This window comes from Burkholderia sp. PvR073 (assembly GCF_054055695.1).
On sequence record NZ_JBSRXO010000011.1, the window covers coordinates 1 to 20,571 of the forward strand.

18 protein-coding genes and 1 tRNA gene are annotated in these 20,571 nt (G+C 65.2%); 7 read left to right on the forward strand and 12 right to left on the reverse strand.

All coding sequences use genetic code 11. From position 1 onward, the window contains the following. Positions 1–432 precede the first annotated feature (432 nt). On the reverse strand, positions 433–963 hold the full coding sequence (locus ACVK00_RS26720) for a cytochrome b (RefSeq protein WP_011655548.1): 531 nt from the start codon (positions 961–963) through the stop codon (positions 433–435). Next, complete coding sequence (locus tag ACVK00_RS26725) at positions 963–2,054, reverse strand: catalase family peroxidase (protein WP_284900589.1); 1,092 nt, start codon at positions 2,052–2,054, stop codon at positions 963–965. The genes ACVK00_RS26720 and ACVK00_RS26725 overlap by 1 nt, the downstream gene beginning before the upstream one ends. A 157-nt stretch (positions 2,055–2,211) precedes the next feature. On the opposite strand from ACVK00_RS26725, the gene ACVK00_RS26730 reads away from it, so the two are divergent. Beyond that, complete coding sequence (locus ACVK00_RS26730) at positions 2,212–2,730, forward strand: sigma-70 family RNA polymerase sigma factor (RefSeq protein WP_284900587.1); 519 nt, start codon at positions 2,212–2,214, stop codon at positions 2,728–2,730. Then, the gene (locus tag ACVK00_RS26735) at positions 2,727–3,488 is read left to right on the forward strand and encodes an anti-sigma factor family protein (RefSeq protein ID WP_284900584.1); all 762 of its coding nucleotides are present in this window, start codon (positions 2,727–2,729) and stop codon (positions 3,486–3,488) included. Before ACVK00_RS26730 ends, ACVK00_RS26735 begins: the two co-directional genes overlap by 4 nt. A 656-nt stretch (positions 3,489–4,144) precedes the next feature. Here ACVK00_RS26735 and ACVK00_RS26740 read toward each other — a convergent pair. The 6 genes from ACVK00_RS26740 to ACVK00_RS26765 all read right to left on the reverse strand — a co-directional run bounded on the left by ACVK00_RS26740 (position 4,145) and on the right by ACVK00_RS26765 (position 9,221). Next, on the reverse strand, positions 4,145–4,435 hold the full coding sequence (locus ACVK00_RS26740) for a hypothetical protein (protein WP_284900581.1): 291 nt from the start codon (positions 4,433–4,435) through the stop codon (positions 4,145–4,147). Positions 4,436–4,564: 129 nt separating this feature from the next. Further along, positions 4,565–5,014 (reverse strand): hypothetical protein, encoded by a 450-nt coding sequence (locus tag ACVK00_RS26745; RefSeq protein ID WP_284900578.1) that lies wholly within the window; start codon positions 5,012–5,014, stop codon positions 4,565–4,567. 428 nt (positions 5,015–5,442) lie between these two features. Further along, positions 5,443–5,781, reverse strand: coding sequence for an EamA family transporter (locus tag ACVK00_RS26750; RefSeq protein ID WP_006750400.1), 339 nt, complete (start codon positions 5,779–5,781; stop codon positions 5,443–5,445). Further along, positions 5,778–6,551 (reverse strand): methyltransferase domain-containing protein, encoded by a 774-nt coding sequence (locus tag ACVK00_RS26755; RefSeq protein ID WP_284900575.1) that lies wholly within the window; start codon positions 6,549–6,551, stop codon positions 5,778–5,780. Before ACVK00_RS26755 ends, ACVK00_RS26750 begins: the two co-directional genes overlap by 4 nt. Before the next feature lie 89 nt (positions 6,552–6,640). Beyond that, the gene (locus ACVK00_RS26760) at positions 6,641–8,212 is read right to left on the reverse strand and encodes a glycosyltransferase family protein (protein WP_284900572.1); all 1,572 of its coding nucleotides are present in this window, start codon (positions 8,210–8,212) and stop codon (positions 6,641–6,643) included. 73 nt (positions 8,213–8,285) lie between these two features. Further along, a complete protein-coding gene (locus tag ACVK00_RS26765) occupies positions 8,286–9,221 on the reverse strand; it encodes a glycosyltransferase family 2 protein (RefSeq protein ID WP_284900570.1) in 936 nt (311 codons plus the stop codon). Positions 9,222–9,574: 353 nt separating this feature from the next. On the opposite strand from ACVK00_RS26765, the gene ACVK00_RS26770 reads away from it, so the two are divergent. Next, positions 9,575–9,651: transfer RNA gene (locus tag ACVK00_RS26770), tRNA-Val, on the forward strand. 229 nt (positions 9,652–9,880) lie between these two features. On the opposite strand, the gene ACVK00_RS26775 is transcribed toward ACVK00_RS26770, so the two are convergent. Then, positions 9,881–10,762, reverse strand: coding sequence for a sigma-70 family RNA polymerase sigma factor (locus ACVK00_RS26775; RefSeq protein WP_284900568.1), 882 nt, complete (start codon positions 10,760–10,762; stop codon positions 9,881–9,883). Further along, positions 10,762–11,238: a carboxymuconolactone decarboxylase family protein gene (locus tag ACVK00_RS26780; RefSeq protein ID WP_124663878.1), complete on the reverse strand. Its 477-nt coding sequence runs from the start codon at positions 11,236–11,238 to the stop codon at positions 10,762–10,764. Before ACVK00_RS26780 ends, ACVK00_RS26775 begins: the two co-directional genes overlap by 1 nt. A gap of 574 nt (positions 11,239–11,812) precedes the next feature. Between ACVK00_RS26780 and egtB the strand changes: the two genes are divergently transcribed. The 4 genes from egtB (at position 11,813) to ACVK00_RS26800 (ending at position 15,237) form a co-directional block, all read left to right on the forward strand. After that, positions 11,813–13,042, forward strand: coding sequence for an ergothioneine biosynthesis protein EgtB (gene egtB, locus ACVK00_RS26785; protein ID WP_284900563.1), 1,230 nt, complete (start codon positions 11,813–11,815; stop codon positions 13,040–13,042). Further along, the gene (egtD, locus tag ACVK00_RS26790; RefSeq protein WP_012362707.1) at positions 13,026–14,039 is read left to right on the forward strand and encodes an L-histidine N(alpha)-methyltransferase; all 1,014 of its coding nucleotides are present in this window, start codon (positions 13,026–13,028) and stop codon (positions 14,037–14,039) included. The genes egtB and egtD overlap by 17 nt, the downstream gene beginning before the upstream one ends. 284 nt (positions 14,040–14,323) lie before the next feature. Continuing rightward, entirely contained in the window at positions 14,324–14,626 is a 303-nt protein-coding gene (locus tag ACVK00_RS26795; RefSeq protein ID WP_284900560.1) for a hypothetical protein, read from the forward strand. Positions 14,627–14,862: 236 nt separating this feature from the next. Then, on the forward strand, positions 14,863–15,237 hold the full coding sequence (locus ACVK00_RS26800) for a hypothetical protein (RefSeq protein ID WP_284900558.1): 375 nt from the start codon (positions 14,863–14,865) through the stop codon (positions 15,235–15,237). 249 nt (positions 15,238–15,486) lie between these two features. Here the strand turns inward: ACVK00_RS26800 and ACVK00_RS26805 are convergent, their stop codons facing one another. Together ACVK00_RS26805 and ACVK00_RS26810 are read right to left on the reverse strand one after the other, a co-directional pair. Then, positions 15,487–18,522 carry a type III restriction-modification system endonuclease gene (locus ACVK00_RS26805; protein WP_284900555.1) on the reverse strand — a complete coding sequence of 1,012 codons (3,036 nt, stop codon included), beginning with the start codon at positions 18,520–18,522 and terminating at the stop codon, positions 15,487–15,489. Next, on the reverse strand, positions 18,522–20,540 hold the full coding sequence (locus ACVK00_RS26810; protein ID WP_166723972.1) for a site-specific DNA-methyltransferase: 2,019 nt from the start codon (positions 20,538–20,540) through the stop codon (positions 18,522–18,524). The genes ACVK00_RS26805 and ACVK00_RS26810 overlap by 1 nt, the downstream gene beginning before the upstream one ends. Positions 20,541–20,571: the final 31 nt, after the last annotated feature.

Consider the following 20,571-nt stretch of genomic DNA (forward strand, 5'->3'; position numbering starts at 1 on the left):
TCAAGCGCCCACACTTATCGGCTGTTAATTTTTAAAGAGCATTTCTGCGAGAAACCTTCTGTTTCTCAGCAGCGCTGCGTTTTCAGCAGCAGAGAAGCGAGATTATGAGGTGTTTTTTTCAACTCGTCAACAACTTATTTAACTAATTCGTTGCGACGGTTGGGATTCAACTCAATGTGCGCCGAGATCGCTAAAACCAATCTTAATAGCACCGCTTCCCTTCTTTCTCCCCGCGCTACGTTTCCGTTAGCGCGAAAGAGGCGTGATTCTATGCACCCGCCCTCGTCTCTGCAACCCTTTTGTGAAAATTTTTTTACAAGCAGTGCCGCAGGCCCGTTGAGCCGCCCCCGATACTTATAGAAGCGACTCGGCAGAAGCTGCCTCGGTAGCCCGTGAACAGCCCTGCCGCATCGAACGCAACCCTCCCGTCGCTCACCGCCCCACCATCGCCCTCACCACTCCATCCCTCCGGATCAAGCCGTGATACAGCGCGGCCGCAAAGTGCGCGACGAACGTAGCGAAGAACAGGTAAGCCAGCAGCCGGTGCGCGACCCGGAGCCAGGCAAACGCCACCGGATCAGCCGAAACCAGTGCCGGCAACTGCACACCGCCGCCCAGCGTCACCGGATACCCGCCAGCCGACAGCATCGCCCAGCCGATCAGCGGCATCGCAACCATGAGCGCATACAGCACGAGATGCGACCCATGCGCGGCCACCTTCTGCCAGACGGGCAGATCCGCGGGCAACGCCGGCGGCTTCGACACGAAGCGCACCACGATCCGCACACAAACCAGTACCAGCACCGCAACCCCCAGCGGCTTATGCAAGGCCACCAGGAAATCATGCCGCTCGGAAACGGACGCCACCATCCCCACCCCGATAAACAGCATCGTGAGAATCATCGCGGCCATCACCCAATGCAGCACCCTCGCCGGCAAGCTAAACGTCGTAGTCGCCTTCATCACCGTCCCTCCGCACTCAACCGCGCCGCACCGGCCACGCCGGCCTCTTCACTCGTCCTGCGCAGATACGAATCCGCATACGCCGCCGATCGCGCCGCCAGCAACGGATCCCCCGATACCTGAATCCCCTGCGGCAGTACCGTCGGGTCGTAATTCACATCGCGGCACGGCCCGCCGTCCTGCGGCTCCACGCGATCGAGCACGAGCGTGCCCGCGTCGATCGTCGTGCGCTGCGCGGGCCAGACCTTCGTCGCGTCGTCCACCGGATCGCCGGGCTCCGCCAGCGTGACCAGCAGCTTCCACTTCTGCGCACCGTCCGCGATGCGACGCGTCAGGTCCTGCTGCAACACGTTCGGATCCGCGGCCGTCGCGACGTCGCCGGCGCCGGCCGTCTGCTCCGGCACGACGCGCCACCGCACCGCCTGGCGCTTGCCCGCTGCGTCGACGAAGTAGAACGCGTTCAGCCCGTAATAACTTTCGGTGACGTAGCTCGCGCTCGGCTTCGCACCCTTCACCCATGCGCGGAATGCAGCCGTCTCCGGATGCGCGCCGAAAAACGCCTTCACCTTCGCCGGATCGGGTTTGCCCGTGGCCGGATCCGGCCGGGTCGCGAGCAACTGCGCGTAGAACGCCTTCGGCGTCGCCACCGGAAACACGGGCATCGCGTTCATCCCGGTCCGCCATTGCTGGCCGTCCGGTGCGGTGAGTTTCAGCGCAAGGCTGCGGATCGGCACGCTGCTGTCGGGCGCATACGGGTTCCCGCCCGGCAGCGCGAACCGCCCGACCACGGGCGTGCGCACCGCCTTGAAGAACGGCGCGACCGAGTACGCGCTCGCGGCGCCGTTGCTTTCGAAGTAACCGGTCACGCACACGCCCTTCGCGTGATTGCGCCGGAAACCCGGATGCGCGCCGCCGCCGGCCGTCTGCAGCGCGTCGACGATTCGGTGCGGGGTCAGCCGCGTCGGCGCGAGCCAACCGCCGACATACCCGAACGCCACGGTCACGCCGGCCACCGCGCCGCCAATCACAGCCCAGCGCCACCACCCGCGCCCGGGTTCGCGCGGCGGCGAAGAAGAGGAAGATTGCTTCATGGATGCACTCCCGATCGTCAGATCATTGTCGAACAGGCATAGGACGCCGCACGCGCCGCTTTATTCCATGAAGAAATTTTTCGTATGCTGACGGAATAAGCGGCGCCGACCGGCGTCCTACGCGGAATCTCCACGCTTATCGGCTAGCGCCCCGGCCATGCCCCAAAACGCCCCCGACGACGACGCGTTGCGCGAACTCATCCCCAGGCTGCGACGTTTCGCGCTCTGGCTGGCGCGCGACGTTCATGCGGCAGACGATCTCGTCCAGTCGACGCTCGAGCGCGCGCTGTCGCGCTGGACGAGCCGCCGCGACGACGCGTCGCTGCGCAGCTGGCTCTTCACGATCCTTTACCGGCAGTTTCTCGACGGCAAACGCAGCGCGAAGCGTTACGCGTGGCTGCTCGGCCGCATTAGTAACGACGACGAGCTGCACTGGCCGTCGGCCGAACGCGAGGTGGCCGCGCGTGCGACGCTCGAAGCGTTCGGCCGCCTGTCCGACGAGCAGCGCAGCCTGCTACTGCTCGTCGCGGTCGAGGGCTTCACGTATCAGGAAGTCGCCAACCTGCTCGACGTGCCGATCGGCACCGTGATGTCGCGACTCTCCCGCGCGCGTCAGGCGCTGCGCCAGCTCAGCGACGGCGAGCTTCCCGCTCCTTCTCTCCGGTTGATGAAATGAACAACCTCCGTCCCGACGAACACGATCTCCAGGCCTATGTCGACGGCCAGCTCGACGACGATGCGCGTGCCGCGGTCGAGCGATATCTCGCGCTGCATCCGAAGAGTGCGGAACAGGTGAAGCGCTGGCAGCAGGATGCGCAGCGGTTGCGGGCCGCGCTCGAGAGTGTGCGGATGCCGGCTGAGAATCCTGAACTCGATCCGGCGGCGATTCGTGCGCGGCGTGCGGAGCGCTCGCGGATGCGGTTCGCGATGGCGGCTTCGTTCGTGTTCTGTATCGGGCTCGGGACGTTCGGCGGGTGGCAGGCGCGCGGGTGGAACGCGGCGCCGCCGATCGCGCCGATGAGCGATGCGCTCGAGGCTTACCGGATGATGGTGGTCGATCAGGTCGCGAAGGTGGATTTCCGGCCGACGAGTGCGGGCGATTTGCAGGGGTGGCTCACCAGACGCGTGGGCGCGTCGGCGAAGCTGCCGGATTTGAGTGCGGCGGGGTTCAGGCCGGTTGGCGGGCGGTTGTTTACGACGGACAGCGGGGCCGCGGCCGCGATGGTGCTCTATGAGGACAACGCCGGACGGACGCTCAGCTTCTATCTCCGGCCAGCGGAATCGAAACATCGGCTGCTGCCGGCCGGGCAACGCGTGGATGGGTCGTTGCTGGCGCGGTATGGGTCGGTGAACGGGATTAACTTCGCGGTGGTGGGGCCGGCGGGGAGCCTCGGGGAGAAAGCGGTCGTACAGGCGCTGGATCAGCAGACTTGACTGGTACGATGCGCGGCCTAGCAGGCCCGGCATCGCTGATGCGCCGTCTGAGTACCTGATTATGCGGGCGGCCAATCATCGGTACGCCTACTCCCCATTCAAGCGCACAGCGTTTGGAGTCAACTCGGCGTCGGTTATCCACATCGGGCGGACGGATTGATGTCTTGATCGAACGTCGCCGCCCTCACCTTCCTCCTTCACAGGATTTCGAGTGGCTTCCGGATTGGATATCCACATCCTGAGCCGCCGCGGTCAATTGTGCTCACCGCTGCGGCGCACTGCGTTTCGAGTAAATTTGCCGTCGGGATATCCACACCCGGACCGTTACTGCGATCGATTGTCCGCCTCTTGATCGAGTCAATGCGTCGAAACGCTCGAAGCCATGTCACAAGGGCCTCATGGCGCGATGAAATTCTCCGTATACGGAGCGCTCACCCTTTCGTCGCACAGCATTTTGATTGGTTCCGGTGCGGGATTATCAACAATCTTTTCAACATGAGCCGCGGCTCGAACAAGTGAACACGTCGAGTCTGCGCGTAGCGTGAAGCGCGCCACGCACACCGGCCGCGAGTGTGCCACAGCGTTTTCGATCTGGTTTGCGGCGTTTGTCCCCATCCATTGCCTGGCTCACACGATCTGACGGCCCTGTATATACGTCAGCAGTTCGGTGGCTTCGTCCGCCCCGCCACCAACAACTGTCCGTGCCGCTCGCAGAAACACTCGTCGTGCCATCCGTAATGCGGATCGGTGCAGATCGAGTGCCGCACATGCGGCGGCAACGTGAGTGCGTGCAGATGGAGACCGTCGCGCAATGCCGCGAACACGCCGCCCTTCGTCGGCCAGTCGGAACGTACGGGAGACTCCGGCAAAACATTGCCAAGCCGCAACTCGTCACGAACGATCGCATCGAGGTCTTCGCACAACAGTGCCGACTGCATGAATGTCATGATCGATTCACTCTGCTTACATCCGTTCGATCACGTACTGACTGGTACCGTGCCACGCAATCGAACAATATTGCCCCTAGGTATTACCGATCTCGCGGTAACTCGACGAGCGCTGATTAGCAGGCGTGTTCATTGAAGGTGCACTTGGCCAAATCTCATCTCCAAACTCAAGTCTCCTTGCCTGGGATCGTAGCGAAACTCCGCCACGCCCCATGAACACGGCTCGAGTCGCGCCTCTGTGGGATGCGCGCTCACCACAGCCAGTCCCGACGCCTTCGCGATCGACCGAACGATCTTCGACTCTGTGATGCTCGCGTCGAGGAAGCGAATCGTATCGAACAGGATCGTCACGCTCGTCAGACGCGCTTCGACCATGTCGATCAAGCATTCGCCCGTGTGTCCACCGAAGGTGATCTTCTGCGATATGCGATAACGCACCGCACCGTTCTCCAACGCCTGCACCGGCGAACACAAGCGCCGAACGTCCTCACTCAATCGCCCGTCGCCGCCGACCTCGATACGCACGCGGTCGGCGTGAACCACGCCGCTTTGCCAGTCAACCCGGATCGCCAATGTCATGTCGACAACTCGTCGCCTCGTGAATGCCGGCGATTCTACAGACCTGATCGTTCGCACGTTGACCGCAGGCCTCACAGGCCGTCGATTTGGTTGTCTGCTAGCTGCACGCAGTGCATGGCCTGCCCGGATCACAGTCGCCGGACTGTGCTTATCCAATGGTGTTAACAGAGTTCGTATACATACGTAGTGATAGTTAACAAGCCCCCCGCCTCACAGTGGATAACCACCGTAACGTCCTGAATTTCCAGCGCAAAGCGGAATGCATAACCACAGGCAATGCACACTCAAAGCTCTGTGCAGCACAGAACAACTTTTCGCCGATTCACAGCCGCGCCGACATATCCTCAATCGTTCCACTGTGAATCCAGAGGCTTGCCAGATGGTTATCCAGAGAGATCTGTGGATAAGTTGCGCCGCAATTCCGCCCTCTATCGAACCACGGCGATCAGGTACAGGCCGCCGAGGATCATCGCGACGCCGCCCCATTGCGCATACGACACGCGCTCGCTGAAGAACACGATTCCGGCCAGAAAGACGAGCACGAACGTGAGTGCGGTAAACGGATAGACGACCGTGAGTCCGGCCTTGCTCAACGCGAAGATCCAGAGCACCGTGCCCGCGCCGTAGCAGAGCAACCCGAGCGCGACCCACGCATTGATGAATTCAGCTAATGCGTGGCGTCCGTCGGCGCCGAGCTTGAACGCGATCTGACCGGTTGCCGCGAGGAATACGCCAGCCAGAATGAGAACGTAGACGGAGAGTTTCACCTGTCTCCCTCGTTGCGCTTCAATCGGTTTGCGACCTTGCGGCTCTTCAGAATGGCGATCCCGGTCTTCGCGCGCACCGGCAGCCAGCGCAGCATGAACTTGCGTGCCTTGTAGCCGGGCGGCGATACGTCCGGTACGCTCGAACGGCGGTCAATGCGGTGTTGTTTGATGGCGTCCGGCAGCCGTTCCACTTCGTCGGCGGCAACGAAAAAGAGCAGGTTGTAGCGGTACCACGGCTCGATGCGCGTATCCGCCGCAATCAGCGGCCGTACGAAATCGAACAGCTGGTAGCCGTGGCGCGCGAACAGGTCGCGCCAGAATTCGTAGCGCTGCTCGTTGACGTGGTTTTCGCCGCCCTGGCCGGGCACGGCGGCAGAAAACAGCACGTGTTTGCCATGCCGGACGAGATTGTCGACGAGTACCTCGCTGGATGCCTTCGGTACGTGCTCGCCGACTTCAAGGCACTGGACGAGATCGAACGCTCGTCCGAGATCGAAGCGCTTCGAAATATCGGCCGGCACGAAGCGGGCGGGGTCGAACATCAGCACCGAACGATCCACATAGTCGCCGTCGATGCCGGTGAAGTCCTGCACGCCGAACTCGCGATGCACACTGAGCCATGCTCCGGCGCCGCAACCGACGTCGAGGATGCTCGCAGGCCTCAGCACTGCATTGACGCCTGGCAGTACGCCGCGCGCGGATCGTACCGATCCTTCGCGCTGATACCGGTAGAACGTCTCGTCATACGGCCGCGGCGCGTCGTCCGCCATGAATCCAGGTGGCATCGCAATCTCCCGATGGCGCGATCGGTGCATGTCGCGTGGCGCGACGCAACGCACCTCATGTGACGGCAGTGCAATCAATCGCTCCGACAAGCCTGCTTCTCATACACCGACCATTCGCCCGCTGTCTTCACGCGCACGACGCGACAGTCCGGATTGGCGAAAAACGCGTCCGGCAGCGGTGTCTCGGCGCGGACGAAAAAATACCGGTACAAGCGCCCCTGGTGCCGCTGCCAGTTGAAGTGCCGGTATAGCGGCAACGGCGAGACGTCGGACGGCCCGACGCCGGGCAACTGGTCGAGCCGAAAACGGACGATCTGCGGCGGGAACCGCGCGGCATTGAAATCGACGAATCCGCGATGCTCGGCCTGATACCAGACCGCAAAGTTCTCGTAGACAAACGGGTTGTCCGCGGCCACGCTCGCCCGGTCGACGATGATCCCGAGGCCGCGCTGCGCCGGTTCGATCGCGTTGGCGACCACGTCGAAATCAGCGCTCTCCTCGGCGAAGCGCACCACACGCACGCCTTGCTGCGCGACGAAGCCGGCGCAGATCGCGGCAAGAATCAGCTGCGTCATCAGCACGAGCCACGGCGTACCCGCTCGCCCCGATTCGGCCTGCACGGGTGCCCGAAACATCAATGCATAGAACGGCAACAGGAACAGCGCGAAGCGCGGAAACAGGAAGAACGTGTTGATCGCGAACAGCGGCACACCGAACCAGACGATGGTCACGACGAGCGCCGGTACATAGGCGGTGACGTGTCGGTTTGCCTTCGACGCCATCAGGAACGGTGCGGCGACGATCAGCAGAAAGGCCAGCAGTAAACCGTTGTCGGGGGTAATACCCCACGGATAGAACACGGCGGCAAGTATTCGGGCCAGTGGATTGATGGTCCAGATCACGGTGAACGGATACATCGGCGCCAGATCGACGTCACGATGCAACAGCGTGTACAGCACCGTGACAAGCGCGAGCACCGCATACGGCCACGCGGCGAGCAGTGCGCGCGAAAACGTGCGGGGCCGGCGCACGAGCAGGAACAATCCGCCGATCGCGTTCGCGAACACGAAGATCAGCCCGTGCGAGAAAAACAGCGCAAGATTCACGAGCGCCAGCACGGCGCCGCGGCGAAAGGTCGGCTGCTCGGCATAGTCGAGCGCGAGCGCGAGGAAGACCATCGCGACCGGCGTGGCGACCAGGTACGAATAGAGGCCGAATTCATACGCGAAGCCGAAGAACCCGGGCACGCACAGCCAGTCGAGGCGCGGGTCCGTACCGAGACGCCGGCGCAGCGCGACGTACGCGGCGACGAAACCGTAGAACGACAGCGTCAGCATGACCTTGAATGCGGCAGTGACAGGCATCACGAACGACAGTGCGGCCGCCGCGCCATAGCCGAGCAGGTAGGGCGTAAACAGATTGATCCGCAGCAATGGCGCCCACGGCGACTGGCCGCGCAGCATGTCGTGCAGCGTGGCGACCTGCGCCGCATGCTGCGGAAGATCGACCATCGGCGGGTGCGGCGCGAGCCAGAACAGCAGACCGGCCGCCGCGACCGTCGCAACGAACAATGCGCGCAACGCGCGATCGGCTCCGCGATACGGCCACGCGCGCGGCAGGCGGCCGCTTACCGTGCTGTCATCCATTGCACGAGCCCCCGCGTGAGACCGCCGCCGCCGGCCGCGTGCCGGATCGTTGCGCTACAGGACCGATTGCCCGTCATAGCGTCTTCTCGACGATGAAGCGCGGGCGTTGCTTCGTCTCCGAATAGATCTTCGCGACATAGCCGCCGATCACGCCGAGGAACAGCAACTGCAGGCCGCCGAGAAAGTACATCGGGATCACGGTGGACGCCCAGCCGGGCACCGAGCGGTCGGTAAACAGCCGGATCGACAGCGCCCAGACGCCGCACAGGGTCGAGGCCAGCGCGAGCAGGGCGCCAACGTACGCGCTCCATTGCAGCGGCTTCGTCGAAAACGACGCGACGCCGTCCGACGCGAGCAAGATCATCCTCGCCAACGGATACTTGCTCTCGCCGGCGAAGCGCGGTTGTCGGTCGTAGTGGACGATCGCGGTACGGAAGCCCAGCAACGGCACGATGCCGCGCAGGAACAGATTGACCTCGCGGAAGCCGCGCAACTCTTCGATCGCCCGGCGGCTCATCAGGCGGAAGTCCGCGTGATCCGGCAAGATGTCGACGCCGAAGCGGCGCAGCAGCCGGTAGTAGCCGCGCGCGCTGACGCGCTTGAAGAAGCCATCGCTGTCGCGCCGCTGTCGCACGCCGAATACGATCTCGGCGCCCGAGTGGTATTCGCCCAGCATGCGCGGGATTGCGTCGAGGTCGTCCTGGAGATCGGCGTCGAGACTGATCAGCACGTCGCCGTTCACTTTCATGAGACCGGCCAGCAACGCATTCTGGTGCCCGTGGTTGCGCGACAGCTTGAGGCCATGGATACGCGAATCGGCGGCATGGAAGCCTTCGATGAGCGACCAGGTCCGGTCGTGCGAACCGTCGTCGACGAACGTCACACCGCTTGCTTCGTCGATGATGCCGTCGCGGCTAAGCCGGTCAAGCAGGATCGTGAGCCGGCGTACGGTCTCCGGCAACACGGCTTCTTCGTTGAAGCAGGGAATCACGAGATTGAGCGCGACCATACCCACCCCGATATCGTTACGCGTACGTTGCGGTCTACGTCGTCACGAGGCGCTACTGATCCGTGCATTGTGGCGAGCGGTTCGTGCATCACGCGCGCCTGTTCCCCGTGACCGGAACGGGCCGGTTCCTGCTTTTGATTGTCGTTCGCAACCCCGGCCCAGGATTCGCGACGAATCCATTATGACGGAACGTGCTCCGACTCGGTGAGGCGTCGCAGTGAGGATGAACCCGGATGCGATTGCGGTTTGCCTCGAGCGCCGGACAATCCCCCAAAGCGGCATCGCCGATTCAAAAAATTTTCACGAAGGGGCTTGTGCTCCTCCAAAACCCTCTCTATAATTCGCGGCTTCTTAGGCTCGTAGCTCAGTTGGTTAGAGCACCACCTTGACATGGTGGGGGTCGTTGGTTCGAATCCAATCGAGCCTACCAACGAACAAAATGAAGGGGTCCGGCAGCGCGAATTGCCTACAGGCAATCCGGCTCGCCAAACATACAAACGCCACGCGGCAACCTCGCGTGGCGTTTTTCTTTTTGCGGCCGAAACTGCGCATGCATGTGCACGATGCGTCGTGCGGATCCACGCGCTGCAAGCAGCAGGCAATCGACAAAGCAGGGCACAGAGCAGGGATAGCGGGCGCAACGCGCCCACCGGCCACCCTCAATGCAGATGCTTCAATTTATCAGGATTCCGCACGACATAGATCGCGACGATCTTCCCGTCGTCGATGTCGAGCGCGGTCGTCTGCAGCTCACCGTCGGCCTCCAGCGTGACGAACCCCGGCAGCCCGTTGATGAACCCGGCACGCACGAGTTTCGACGCATGCGTGGTGAACAGCTCGGCCAGGTATTCGTGCACCTTCATCACGCGTTCGAAGCCGAACACCGGCTTGCCCGCGGCCGTGCGCTTGCCGCCGCCGTCCGAATGCAGGCTCACGTCCTCGGCGAGCATCGCGCCGAGCGCGCGCATGTCGCCGCTGCGGGACGCCGTGAAGAATGCCTCGGCCAGCTCGATCCCGCGCTGCCTCTCGACATGGAACCGCGGCCGAGCTTCGCGCACATGCGTGCGTGCGCGCGCGGCAAGCTGCCGGCATGCGGCCGGGTCGCGCTGGATCGTGGTCGCGATCTCGTCGAACTCGAGGCCGAACACGTCATGCAGCAGGAACGCCGCGCGCTCCAGCGGCGACAGCCGTTCGAGCGCGAGCATCAGCGGCAGCGTGACGTCCTCCTGTTCATCTTCCTCGACGAGCGGCTCGGGCAGCCACGGGCCGATATAGGTCTCGCGCTGGTGCCGCGCGGACTTCAGCTGATCGAGGCACATGCGCATCACCATGCGGCGCAGGAACGCCTCGGGCACGCGCACCTCGGTGCGATCGACATCCATCCAGCGGATGAACGCTTCCTGCACCATGTCCTCGGCGTCCGCGACGGAGCCGAGCATCCGGTACGCGACGCGAATCAGCGTGCGACGCAGCGGGTCGAAGCTCGCCGCTGCATCGGCCCGGTCTTCGGCACTGCCCGTGGCCGGATCGACGCTCGTCATCAGGCCACCATCTTCGCGGCCGCGGCCTTCGCTTCGGCCGGATCGACCCACAGCCCGAAGCCGACGGCAAGCCGGTTCCAGCCGTTGATCACGTTGATCATCAGCGTGAGTTTCACCTGTTCCTCCTGGCTGAAGTGGTCGTTCAGCGCCGCATACGCGGCCTCATGCGCGCCGTGGCCCTCCGACAGCCGCGTGAGCGCGTCGGTCCAGCCGAGCGCCGCGCGTTCGCGGTCGGTGTAGCAGGGCGCTTCGCGCCAGGCGGCCAGCAGGTTGATGCGCTGCTCGGTCTCGCCTTGCTCGCGCGCCTCGACGGTGTGCATGTTAAGGCAGTTCGCACACGCGTTGATCTGCGATGCGCGGATCTTGACCAGCTCGATCAGCGTCGGCTCGAGGCTCCCGGCAGCAGCAACGGACACGGTCATCCAGCTCTTCATCAGCGCGGGGGCGGCGGCAAACGGATTGAGTTTCGCAGTCATGGTTCCTTCTCCTATCGTGTGGGTTCCGGTGATATGACGAGCGAGCACCCCGCGCGTGTGACATCGACGCAAAAAATTTTCAAAGGCGGGGAAGCATGCGGGGTCGAACGTGGTGCCAATGCCCGCGACACCCGCGTGCGGATCGGGATCCGACATCGCGCGCATGACGCCGTTGCTCCGGCGAAGCCGCGCCATCGACCTTTCATCTGCGCCGCATGGCTGTCATGAGGCGTCGGTAGCGCGCACGCGCAGGCATGCACATTGCGTTAGAGTGGCCGAGCCCCGCCATGACGGGCGTCGACGGTTCGTCATGCCGCCGAGCCAGACGGGGTAAATTCTTTCATTTTTCTTTCGCCTTTGTTTCGCCCGAAATCCGATTCGCGACGTTCACATTTCTGGCCCATACTGTTCTGCACGGGCAGAAGAAGTGATGCCGCATCAGCGGCCCGGCGCGCGCGCCGGCTGCCCGACGACGCAGCAACGAAGGTCGCACGTCAGCCGCGCGCATTCGAGCGCAAGGCTTTCCTTTTTCCGGCAACGCAACGCAGCGAATCGCGACGTGAACGGTAAACCGATGAGCCTCCTTGCATCCCAGCTTCAGCGCCGTTACCAGGACGTGCGCGCCCATAGCCTCGCGCTGACCGCGACGCTATCCGCCGAAGACCAGGCCGTGCAGTCGATGCCCGACGCGAGTCCGGTGAAATGGCATCTCGCGCATACGACCTGGTTCTTCGAAACCGTCGTGCTGATGCGCCGCGTGCCCGGCTACGCGCCGTTCGACGCAGCCTTCCAGTTCCTCTTCAATTCCTATTACGAAGCGCTCGGCCCGCGTCATCCGCGGCCGCAGCGCGGGCTGCTCACGCGTCCGTCGCTCGATGACGTGCATGCGTACCGGCAGTACGTCGACGAAGCGATGCTGCGCGCGCTCGATGATGCCGATCCGGCGTTGCTCGCCGCGATCGCACCCGAGATCGAGCTGGGCCTGCATCACGAGCAGCAGCATCAGGAGCTGATCGTCACGGACATGCTGCATGCGTTCTCGTGCAACCCGCTCAAGCCTGCATTCCGGCCGCGCAACGGTGCCGACACGCACGCCGCATTGGCCGCGGGCGACGCCGGCCCGTTGCGCTGGCTGCATCAGCCGGGCGGACTCGTCGAGATCGGCCACGACGGCGACGCGTTCTCGTTCGACAACGAACGGCCGCGCCATACGGCGCTCGTGCGACCGTGCGAGCTCGCGAACCGTCTCGTGACGAATGCGGAATTCGCGGCCTTCATCGCTGATGGCGGCTACGAACGCCCCGAATACTGGCTGTCCGACGGCTGGGCAACGGTGCAGCGGGAAGGGTGGTCGGCGCCCCCGTACTGGATTCCCGACGACGACGGCGATGCAACAACCGTACAGGCATGGCGCGCGTTCGGCCTGCATGGCGTGGAGCCGCTCGCGCCCGATGCGCCCGTGTGTCATGTGAGCTTTTACGAAGCGGCCGCCTACGCGGAATGGGCCGGCGCACGCCTGCCGACGGAGTTCGAATGGGAAGCCGCGTTCGGCACGGACGGCATGCAGCAGATGCTCGGGCACGTGTGGCAGTGGACGCGTTCGTCCTACGAGCCGTACCCGGGCTTTCGGCCGCTCGCCGGGGTAGCTGCCGAATACAACGGCAAGTTCATGGTCGGCCAGCAGGTTCTGCGTGGTAGCAGCATCGCGACGCCGCCGGGACATGAACGGCCGACGTACCGCAATTTCTTTCCGCCGGCCGCGCGCTGGCAATTCACGGGAGTGCGACTTGCGCGAGACGTCTGATCTGACGGCCACGAGCGGTGGCCTGCAACCCGCCCGCGATTCGCGGCCGAGCGCGTTCGAGCGCGACCTGATCGACGGACTGTCGCGCACGCCGCGCAGCATTTCGCCGAAATACTTCTACGATGCGGCCGGCTCCGCGCTGTTCGACCGCATCTGCGAACTGCCCGAGTACTACCCGACGCGTACCGAGCTCGGCATCCTGCGCGATCGCGCGGCGGAAATCGTGCGTCGCGTCGGCCCGCATGCGGACATCGTCGAATTCGGCGCGGGTTCGCTCGAGAAGATCCGCGTGCTGCTCGATGCATGCGCGGACAACTACGCGAACGCGCCGGCGCGCTACGTGCCGATCGACATCTCGGCCGACTACCTGCACGGCGCCGCGGCGCGGCTGCGTGCCGCTTATCCGTGGCTCGACGTCGCGCCGATCGCGGCCGACTACACGAAGGCCGAACAACTGGCCGAGCTGACCGAAACGCCGCGCCGTCGAATCGGCTTCTTCCCCGGCTCGACGATCGGCAACTTCTCGCCGGAGGAAGCCGACGCGTTCCTGCGCGACGCCGCGCGGCTGTTGCGCGGCGGCGGCCTGCTGGTCGGCGCGGATCTCGTGAAGGACGAGCGCACGCTGCACGACGCGTACAACGACGCGCAGGGCGTGACCGCGCAGTTCAACCTGAATCTGCTCGCCCGTGCGAATGCGGAACTCGGCGCGGACTTCGATCTCGACGCGTTCTCGCACTGCGCGTTCTACGATCGCGAGCGGCAGCGCATCGAGATGCATCTCGTCAGCGATATCGCGCAGACGGTGCATGTGCGCGGCCATGCGTTCCGCTTCGACGCCGGCGAGCGCATCCACACGGAGAACTCGCACAAGTTCACGATCGACGGCTTCCACGCGATCGCACGGCGTGCGGGCTTCGAGCCCGACACAGTGTGGACCGACGCGGACAACCTGTTCAGCGTGCACTGGCTGCGCAGCGTCGACGATATCCGCGCATAACGTTGTTGGGTTGTCGGGTCGTTGCGGACCGCTCGCACGGCGTGCGGTTCGCGTGCTGCCCGCGTCGCCGGCACGCGAACCGGCAAAAATTCCCGCCTTTATCAATTCGACGCGCCGTTGCAACGGCGTGTCGAATCACTCGTCATCCTTGTCCCGTAAGGCTCTGCGGTCACCCGTAAACGTCCGTTACCGCTCTCGCAGACCGGTTTCACCTGTGTCGGCGCTGGATGCCTAGACTCCGAACCGTATTCACATGAAGCACGACACGTGCAGGGAGTCGCGAGATGAGCAAGAAACTTATTCTCGGTGCAGTTCTCGGTGTAGCGGCGCTGGCAGCTTCGGGCGCCGCATCGGCCCACGTCGACCTGTCGGTCGGCATTGGCGTGCCGGGCGTCTACGCGGCGCCGGAGCCGGTCTATGTGGCGCCGCCTCCGCCCGTCATGTACGCGCCGGTGGGTTACCGTGACGACGACTGGCGTGCGCGCGAATGGCGCGAACACGAGTGGCGCCGCCGTGAATGGCGCGAGCACGAGTGGCGCGAGCGCCGCTGGCATGACCGCGACGGCTGGCGCGGCGGCTGGAACTGAACCCGGCGACCGGTTCACGAGAACCCCGATCACGACGACACGCGGAGTGTGATCGCATGACGCCTATTTCCTGACGGCCGGCCGCGTAGTTCGCCCATGCGGCCGCCCGCCGGCCAATTGATCTGACGAATGTGCGCTGCGCACACCCACCGTTACGATCATTTACAACGTCGAGCAGCACGGAAACCGCGCGTTCGTAGAATGCAATCACTCGAACGCGCTCCAGGGAGCCAATAATGAAAACCCAACGATATCTGTCCGTGCTGGCAGCCGCGCTGCTCGCACTCGGTGCCGTCTCCGCGAATGCGGCGGCCGGCGGCAATGGTGGTGGTGGCGGCAACGGCGGTGGTCATGGCGCAGGCGGCTCCGGCGGCAACGCGGGCGGCATGTCCGGCGGCCACATGAGCGGCCAAGCGCTCAGCAACTCGAACGGCTTCCGCGCGGGCGACCGCGACAAGGGCCTCGCGCGAGCCGCCGATCGCTCCGACACGATCGCCGATCGTGCGGGTGCGCAGCCGGGCCACGCTCATGGCCAAACGCATGGGCATGCCGCGCATGCATCGACGTCCACGCATCACGCGCATCGCAAGGCCTTCGGCCACACGCTGTAAGCGCAGCGCTACATGAGACGGAAGGGCGCTTCGGCGCCCTTTTTTCATGCCGGCTGCGCTAGAGACTGTCGCGCGCCAGCACCGCATCGACCCCGATTTGCAACCAGCCGTAACCACGCGCACGAACGCGCGAGGATACAGATCGCTTTCATGCGAACGACAGGCGGATTAGCCCCGCAAGAGACGGCCACCGCAGCGGCGTCGCGGCCCGCTCCATGAAAAAAGGGCGGCTCGTCGCCGCCCTTCGTTTCAGCGTCCCGCGCCCGCCAGCGGCGCGACGGCTGCAGCAGGCTCGAACAACGCATCCGCCTGCCTGACGCGCACGAATCGCGCGGCATCTTCCCCGTCCACCAGCGCACGGAAATGCGCTTCACCGCACGCGAGCTTCGCGCGCTCGTGCTCGCTCGTCACGTCGCCATCGGCATTCGGCGTATCGACGACGAAATACAGCCGCTCGCCGCCATCCTGCTCCGCGAGCACCGCCCAGTCCGGGTGATAGCTGCCGAGCGGCGTCGGCACGCGGAACCACGCGGGCAGCTTCGCGTACAGCTTCACGCCGTCGTGCGCTTCCAGCGCATCGGCGAATGCACGCTCCGCGTCGGTCTCGCACACGACGGCCTCGTGGATCGACTTGCGCGCATCGGGACGCAGGTTGCGCAGATAACCGGTCAGCGCCTCGCTCTCGAACGATTCGAGCGCATGCACGTTGCGTTCGCCGAGCCTGCGGTACGCGATGCCCGCGACCAGCGCGAGCCGCTTGCAGCGGTTGATCGCATCGGCGGCCAGCGTGATGAACTGCTGCGGATTCACGCGGAAATCGTCGAGCCGGCCGCTGTCGGCCAGGATCGTCGCGAGCGAGCGGCGCGTGAGCTGCGTGCGGTCCTGCAGCTCGGTGAGCAGGTCGGGCAGCGGCAGCTCGCCCTCGTCGATCAGCACCGTGCCCGCGCCGGCCACCTCGACCGCCTCGATGCCGGCCTTGCCGATGTCGATCTCGGCCTTGCGCCACTGCAGCCGGGCGCGCGCGATGTCCGGCGCGTCGCGCAGCGCGGCCGTGCAGTCGCGCACGAGCTTCGCGTTGTCGAACGCGACGCTGTACACGGTGCGGTGGCGGATACGGTCCCACAGTGCGCGGAAGTCGTCGCCGAACACGACGGCCTTGCCCGACGCGTCGCGGCGCAACGCGATCGCGCGCCGCTCGTCCGCATTGCGCACGGCGAAGCGGCCCGACAGCTTGCGCAGCGTCGCGACGATCGGCGCGCGCAGCGTCTCGAACGCTTCGGGCAGCACGAGCGCGCTCTGGCGCAGCGCATCCTTCAGCCGGTCGAGCACCTTGCCCTGCGCGTCGACGTAGCCCTGCTCGTGCAGATGCGCCCACAGCACGCGTGACAGCTCGATGCCGAGCGCATGCGCGGGCCCGTCGCCTTCCTGCACCGGCAGCGCCGCGAACTGGTGTTCCTCGACGATCCCGAAGCGGATGCCGGTATCGGCCTCGATTTCCTTCTGCAGGTTCTCGGCAAACGACTCGTAGCGCTCGGTCGCGATCACGGTCAGCGTGTTTACGCCCGGGTCGCGCACGCGCTCGCCGTCCTGGTCGACGGCGAGGCGCAGCCCGCGGCCGAGCGTCTGGCGACGCTCGCGTTCGGTCTGGATGTCGCGCAACGTGCAGATCTGGAACACGTTCGGGTTGTCCCAGCCTTCCTTCAGCGCCGAGTGCGAGAAGATGAACTTCAGCGGCGTGTCGAACGACAGCAGCGCTTCCTTCTCGCGCATGATGAGGCCGTACGCGCGCTCCGCGTTCTCGCGTGCGGCGGCGCTGCTCTCGCTCGTGTCGGTCCAGCCGCCCTTGCGGTCGATCGAGAAGTAGCCGTTGTGCGCGCGCTCGACCTCGAGCGCGACGTCGACGCCGTCGAACAGCGCACGGTAAGCCGGCACGCGGGCCGCGCGCGCATATTCCTCTTCGAAGATCAGCGCGTAGTCGCCCTTCACGGGCATCCCGTTCTCGTCGTAGCGGCGATAGCGTTCGACCGAATCGACGAAGAACAGCGACAGCACCTTCACGCCGCGCTCGGCCAGGCGCAATTCCTTGTCGAGATGCTCGCGGATCGTGCGGCGGATCATCTCGCGCTGCACGGCGAGCGTGTCGATGTCGCCGAATGCCTCGCCGAGCGACAGGAACGCCTCGCCTTCCGGATGGCGCAGCTCGACGTACTCGGCGCCCTTCACCGCATGGACTTCGCCGACCCGCAGCCCCGCATACAGTGCGCGCTTCGTCAGGCGTTCGAGATCGTCGCCGTCGGTCGCCGACACGATCTGGCGCTTTACGCCGGCCGCGGTCGCGACGTCCAGCTCGATGCGCGCGCTGATCGCGCCGCGCCGGTTCGACACGCCGACGAGCCGCACGTACGGCTTGTTGTGCGCATCCTCGACGATCGCCGACGCGATCTCGATCTGCTTGACGAGCTTGCGCTCGTACGCATCGACCGCGTCGAGCCGGTACACCATGTGATGACGGTCGACGTGCGTCGCCGAATAGCGCAGCGTGCAGAGCGGCGCCATCGCGGCGAGCGCTTCGCGCCCGCGCCCCTCGAGCCCGCCGTCGACGCTCTGCGGCTCGTCGACGATCACGATCGGCCGCGTCGCGCGGATCAGGTCGATCGGCTTTTCGCCGCCGGTCTTCTCGCTGTCCTTGTAGAGGTTGTTGATCTCCTTCTTGTTGATCGCGGCAACCGTCATCACCATGATCTGGATCGCCGCGCTCGCCGCGAAGTGGCGCACCTGGCCGAGCTTCGCGGAGTCGTACAGGAAGTAGTCGTACGGCACGCCCGCATACAGCGCGCGGAAATGGTCCTCGGTGATCGACAGCGTCTTGTGCACGCCTTCCTTGATCGCGATCGACGGCACGACGATCACGAACTTCGTGAAGCCGTAGCGGCGGTTCAGCTCGAAGATCGTGCGCAGGTACACGTAGGTCTTGCCGGTGCCGGTCTCCATCTCGACGGTGAAGTCGCGCGAGCCGGGCAGGCCGGACGGCGGCAGCCCGCCGCGCAACTGCACGTCGGCGAGATTGCGCGCGAGCGCGTCGTCGGTCAGCGACAGCCGGTTGCCGACGCCTTGCTCCGACACCGCGAAGCCGAGCGAGCCTTGCGCGGCGGCCGTCGTGCCGGGCGCGGCGTTCGCGAGCACGCTGAAGTCGCCGCGATACGATTCCTGGCCGCGAAACAGGTCGCAGACGGCGTCGATCGCCTCGCGCTGGTAGTCGAGATCCGCTTCGAAATGCAGCCGCATCACAGGCTCCGCACGCGCTTCACGCCGTGCTGCTCGAGCAGCGCGGCGAGATTGAGCTTCGCGACGTCGTCGACGAAGCCGCTGTCGCGGAACAGGCACGTGACGTCGCGTGTCGCACCGGTCGCATCGAGCAGCTCGACGATGCCGTCGGAGAGCGGGCCCGCGTCGTCGCGCGAAATGCGCGCATCGAAGCACGCGACGATCGAGCGGCCGATCAGATGCACGGTCTTGCCGGCGACCTGGTGATGCTCGACCGGCGTGCACAGATCGAGGCCGAGCTTCAGCGTCAGCTCGGCGAGCAGGTCGTCCTCGCTGCGGCCGGTCTTCACGTGCTCGACGGACGCGAACAGCGCGTGGTCGAAGTCGTCGCGGCGCGGATCCCACTCGATCACGTTGGTCGTGTCGAGCCGGTACACGCGAAAACCGAGGTCGCCATAGCTTTCCGGATAATCGCGCGCGACCTGCTGCGCGGCGCGGCGCAGGCGTTCCTTCGTGATTTCGGCGAGCGTCGTCGGCTTCTTCAGCTTCGCGCAGAAATCGGCGGCCGCGAGCTGCGTCTTGTCGCGCCGGTCGAGCGTCTCGGGCAGCTGCACGAGGATGTAGCGGCGCGCGCCGCCGTCGGTCGCGTTCACCTGCATCACCGCGTGGCCGGTCGAGCCGGAGCCCGCGAAGCAGTCGAGCACGATGTCGTCGCCGCGCGTGCACCAGCCGATCACGGCCGCCGCGAAATCGACCGGCTTCGGCTGGTCGAACGGGATGCCGAGCGTCTTCAGCAGCGCGTCGTCGGAGCCGGCGAACGGCAGCACCGACGGCACGTTCTCGTACATGTTCTCGTCGAGGTAGTAGATCCGCTGCGGCTGCGTGGTTTCATCCGGGCCGAATTCGATCTGGCCGCGCTCGATCAGCGCCTGCATCGTCGCGGGCGGATTGCGCCAGCCGCGGGCCGGCATCGCGCACGGCTTGCCGGTGACCGGGTGGATCAGCGGCGTGAAATACTCTTCCGGCGCCTTCTTCTTGTTCGGCCACGCCATCGACACGAGGCGGTACACGCGCCCGTCGGCCGACAGCCGGTCGTACATCACCTCGCCGCCGGACAGGTTGGTCTGCGCCTTCATCCACGCGCGGTACGCCTTCTGCGCGTCCTTCGCGTTGCCGCTGCGGTACACCGCGTCGTGCGCGGCGTCGAGCATGCGCTGCGCGTTGCGCTTCGGGCGCTTCAGCGGCGCCTGTTCGAGCAGCGTCTCGGCGTTGCGCGCGAACAGCACCAGCGATTCGTGCTGGTACGCGACGCCGCGCGCGTCGCCCTTCGGATTGCGCTTGTCCCACACGGCCACGCCGAGCTCGTTCTCCTCGCCGAAGATCTCGCGCAGCATCAGCACGAGCGCATGCACCTCGTGCTCGTCGATGTGCACGGCGATCAGCCCTTCGTCGGACAGCAGCGCGTGCGCGAGCTTCAGGCGCGGATACATCATGTTCAGCCAGTCGGTGTGGAACCGGCCGTTCGCCTCGGTATTGGTGCTGCGCTTCACGCCGCCGTCGGTCTGGCCCGTCATCGCCAGGTAGTGGCGGATGCTGTCGCTGAAGTCGTCCGGATAGACGAAATCGCTGCCGGTGTTGTACGGCGGGTCGATGTAGACGAGCTTCACCTTGCCCGCGTAGCTCTTGTGCAGCAGCTTCATCACGTCGAGATTGTCGCCCTCGATCACGAGATGGCGCGTGTCGTCCCACGCGACGCTGTCGTCGGGGCAGGGGCGCAACGTGCCCGTCGACGGCGTGAGCGCGGCCTGGCGCGCGCTGCGCTTGCCGTGCCAGTGGAAGCCGTAGCGCTCGTCGGCGGCGCCGACGGTGCGCTCGCCGACCAGCGCCTTCAGCACGTCGACGTCGACCGACGCGCCGTCCGGGCCTTCGGTCACGAGTTCGGGGAACAGCGCCTTCAGGCGCGCGACGTTGTCGGCGGTGAAATCCGTCGACATCGCCTGCGGGCTCGCCGCATCGAGTTTCTGCATCGTTTTTTCCATCGGAGCCCGGCCGCGTGCGCCAGGACGTCGG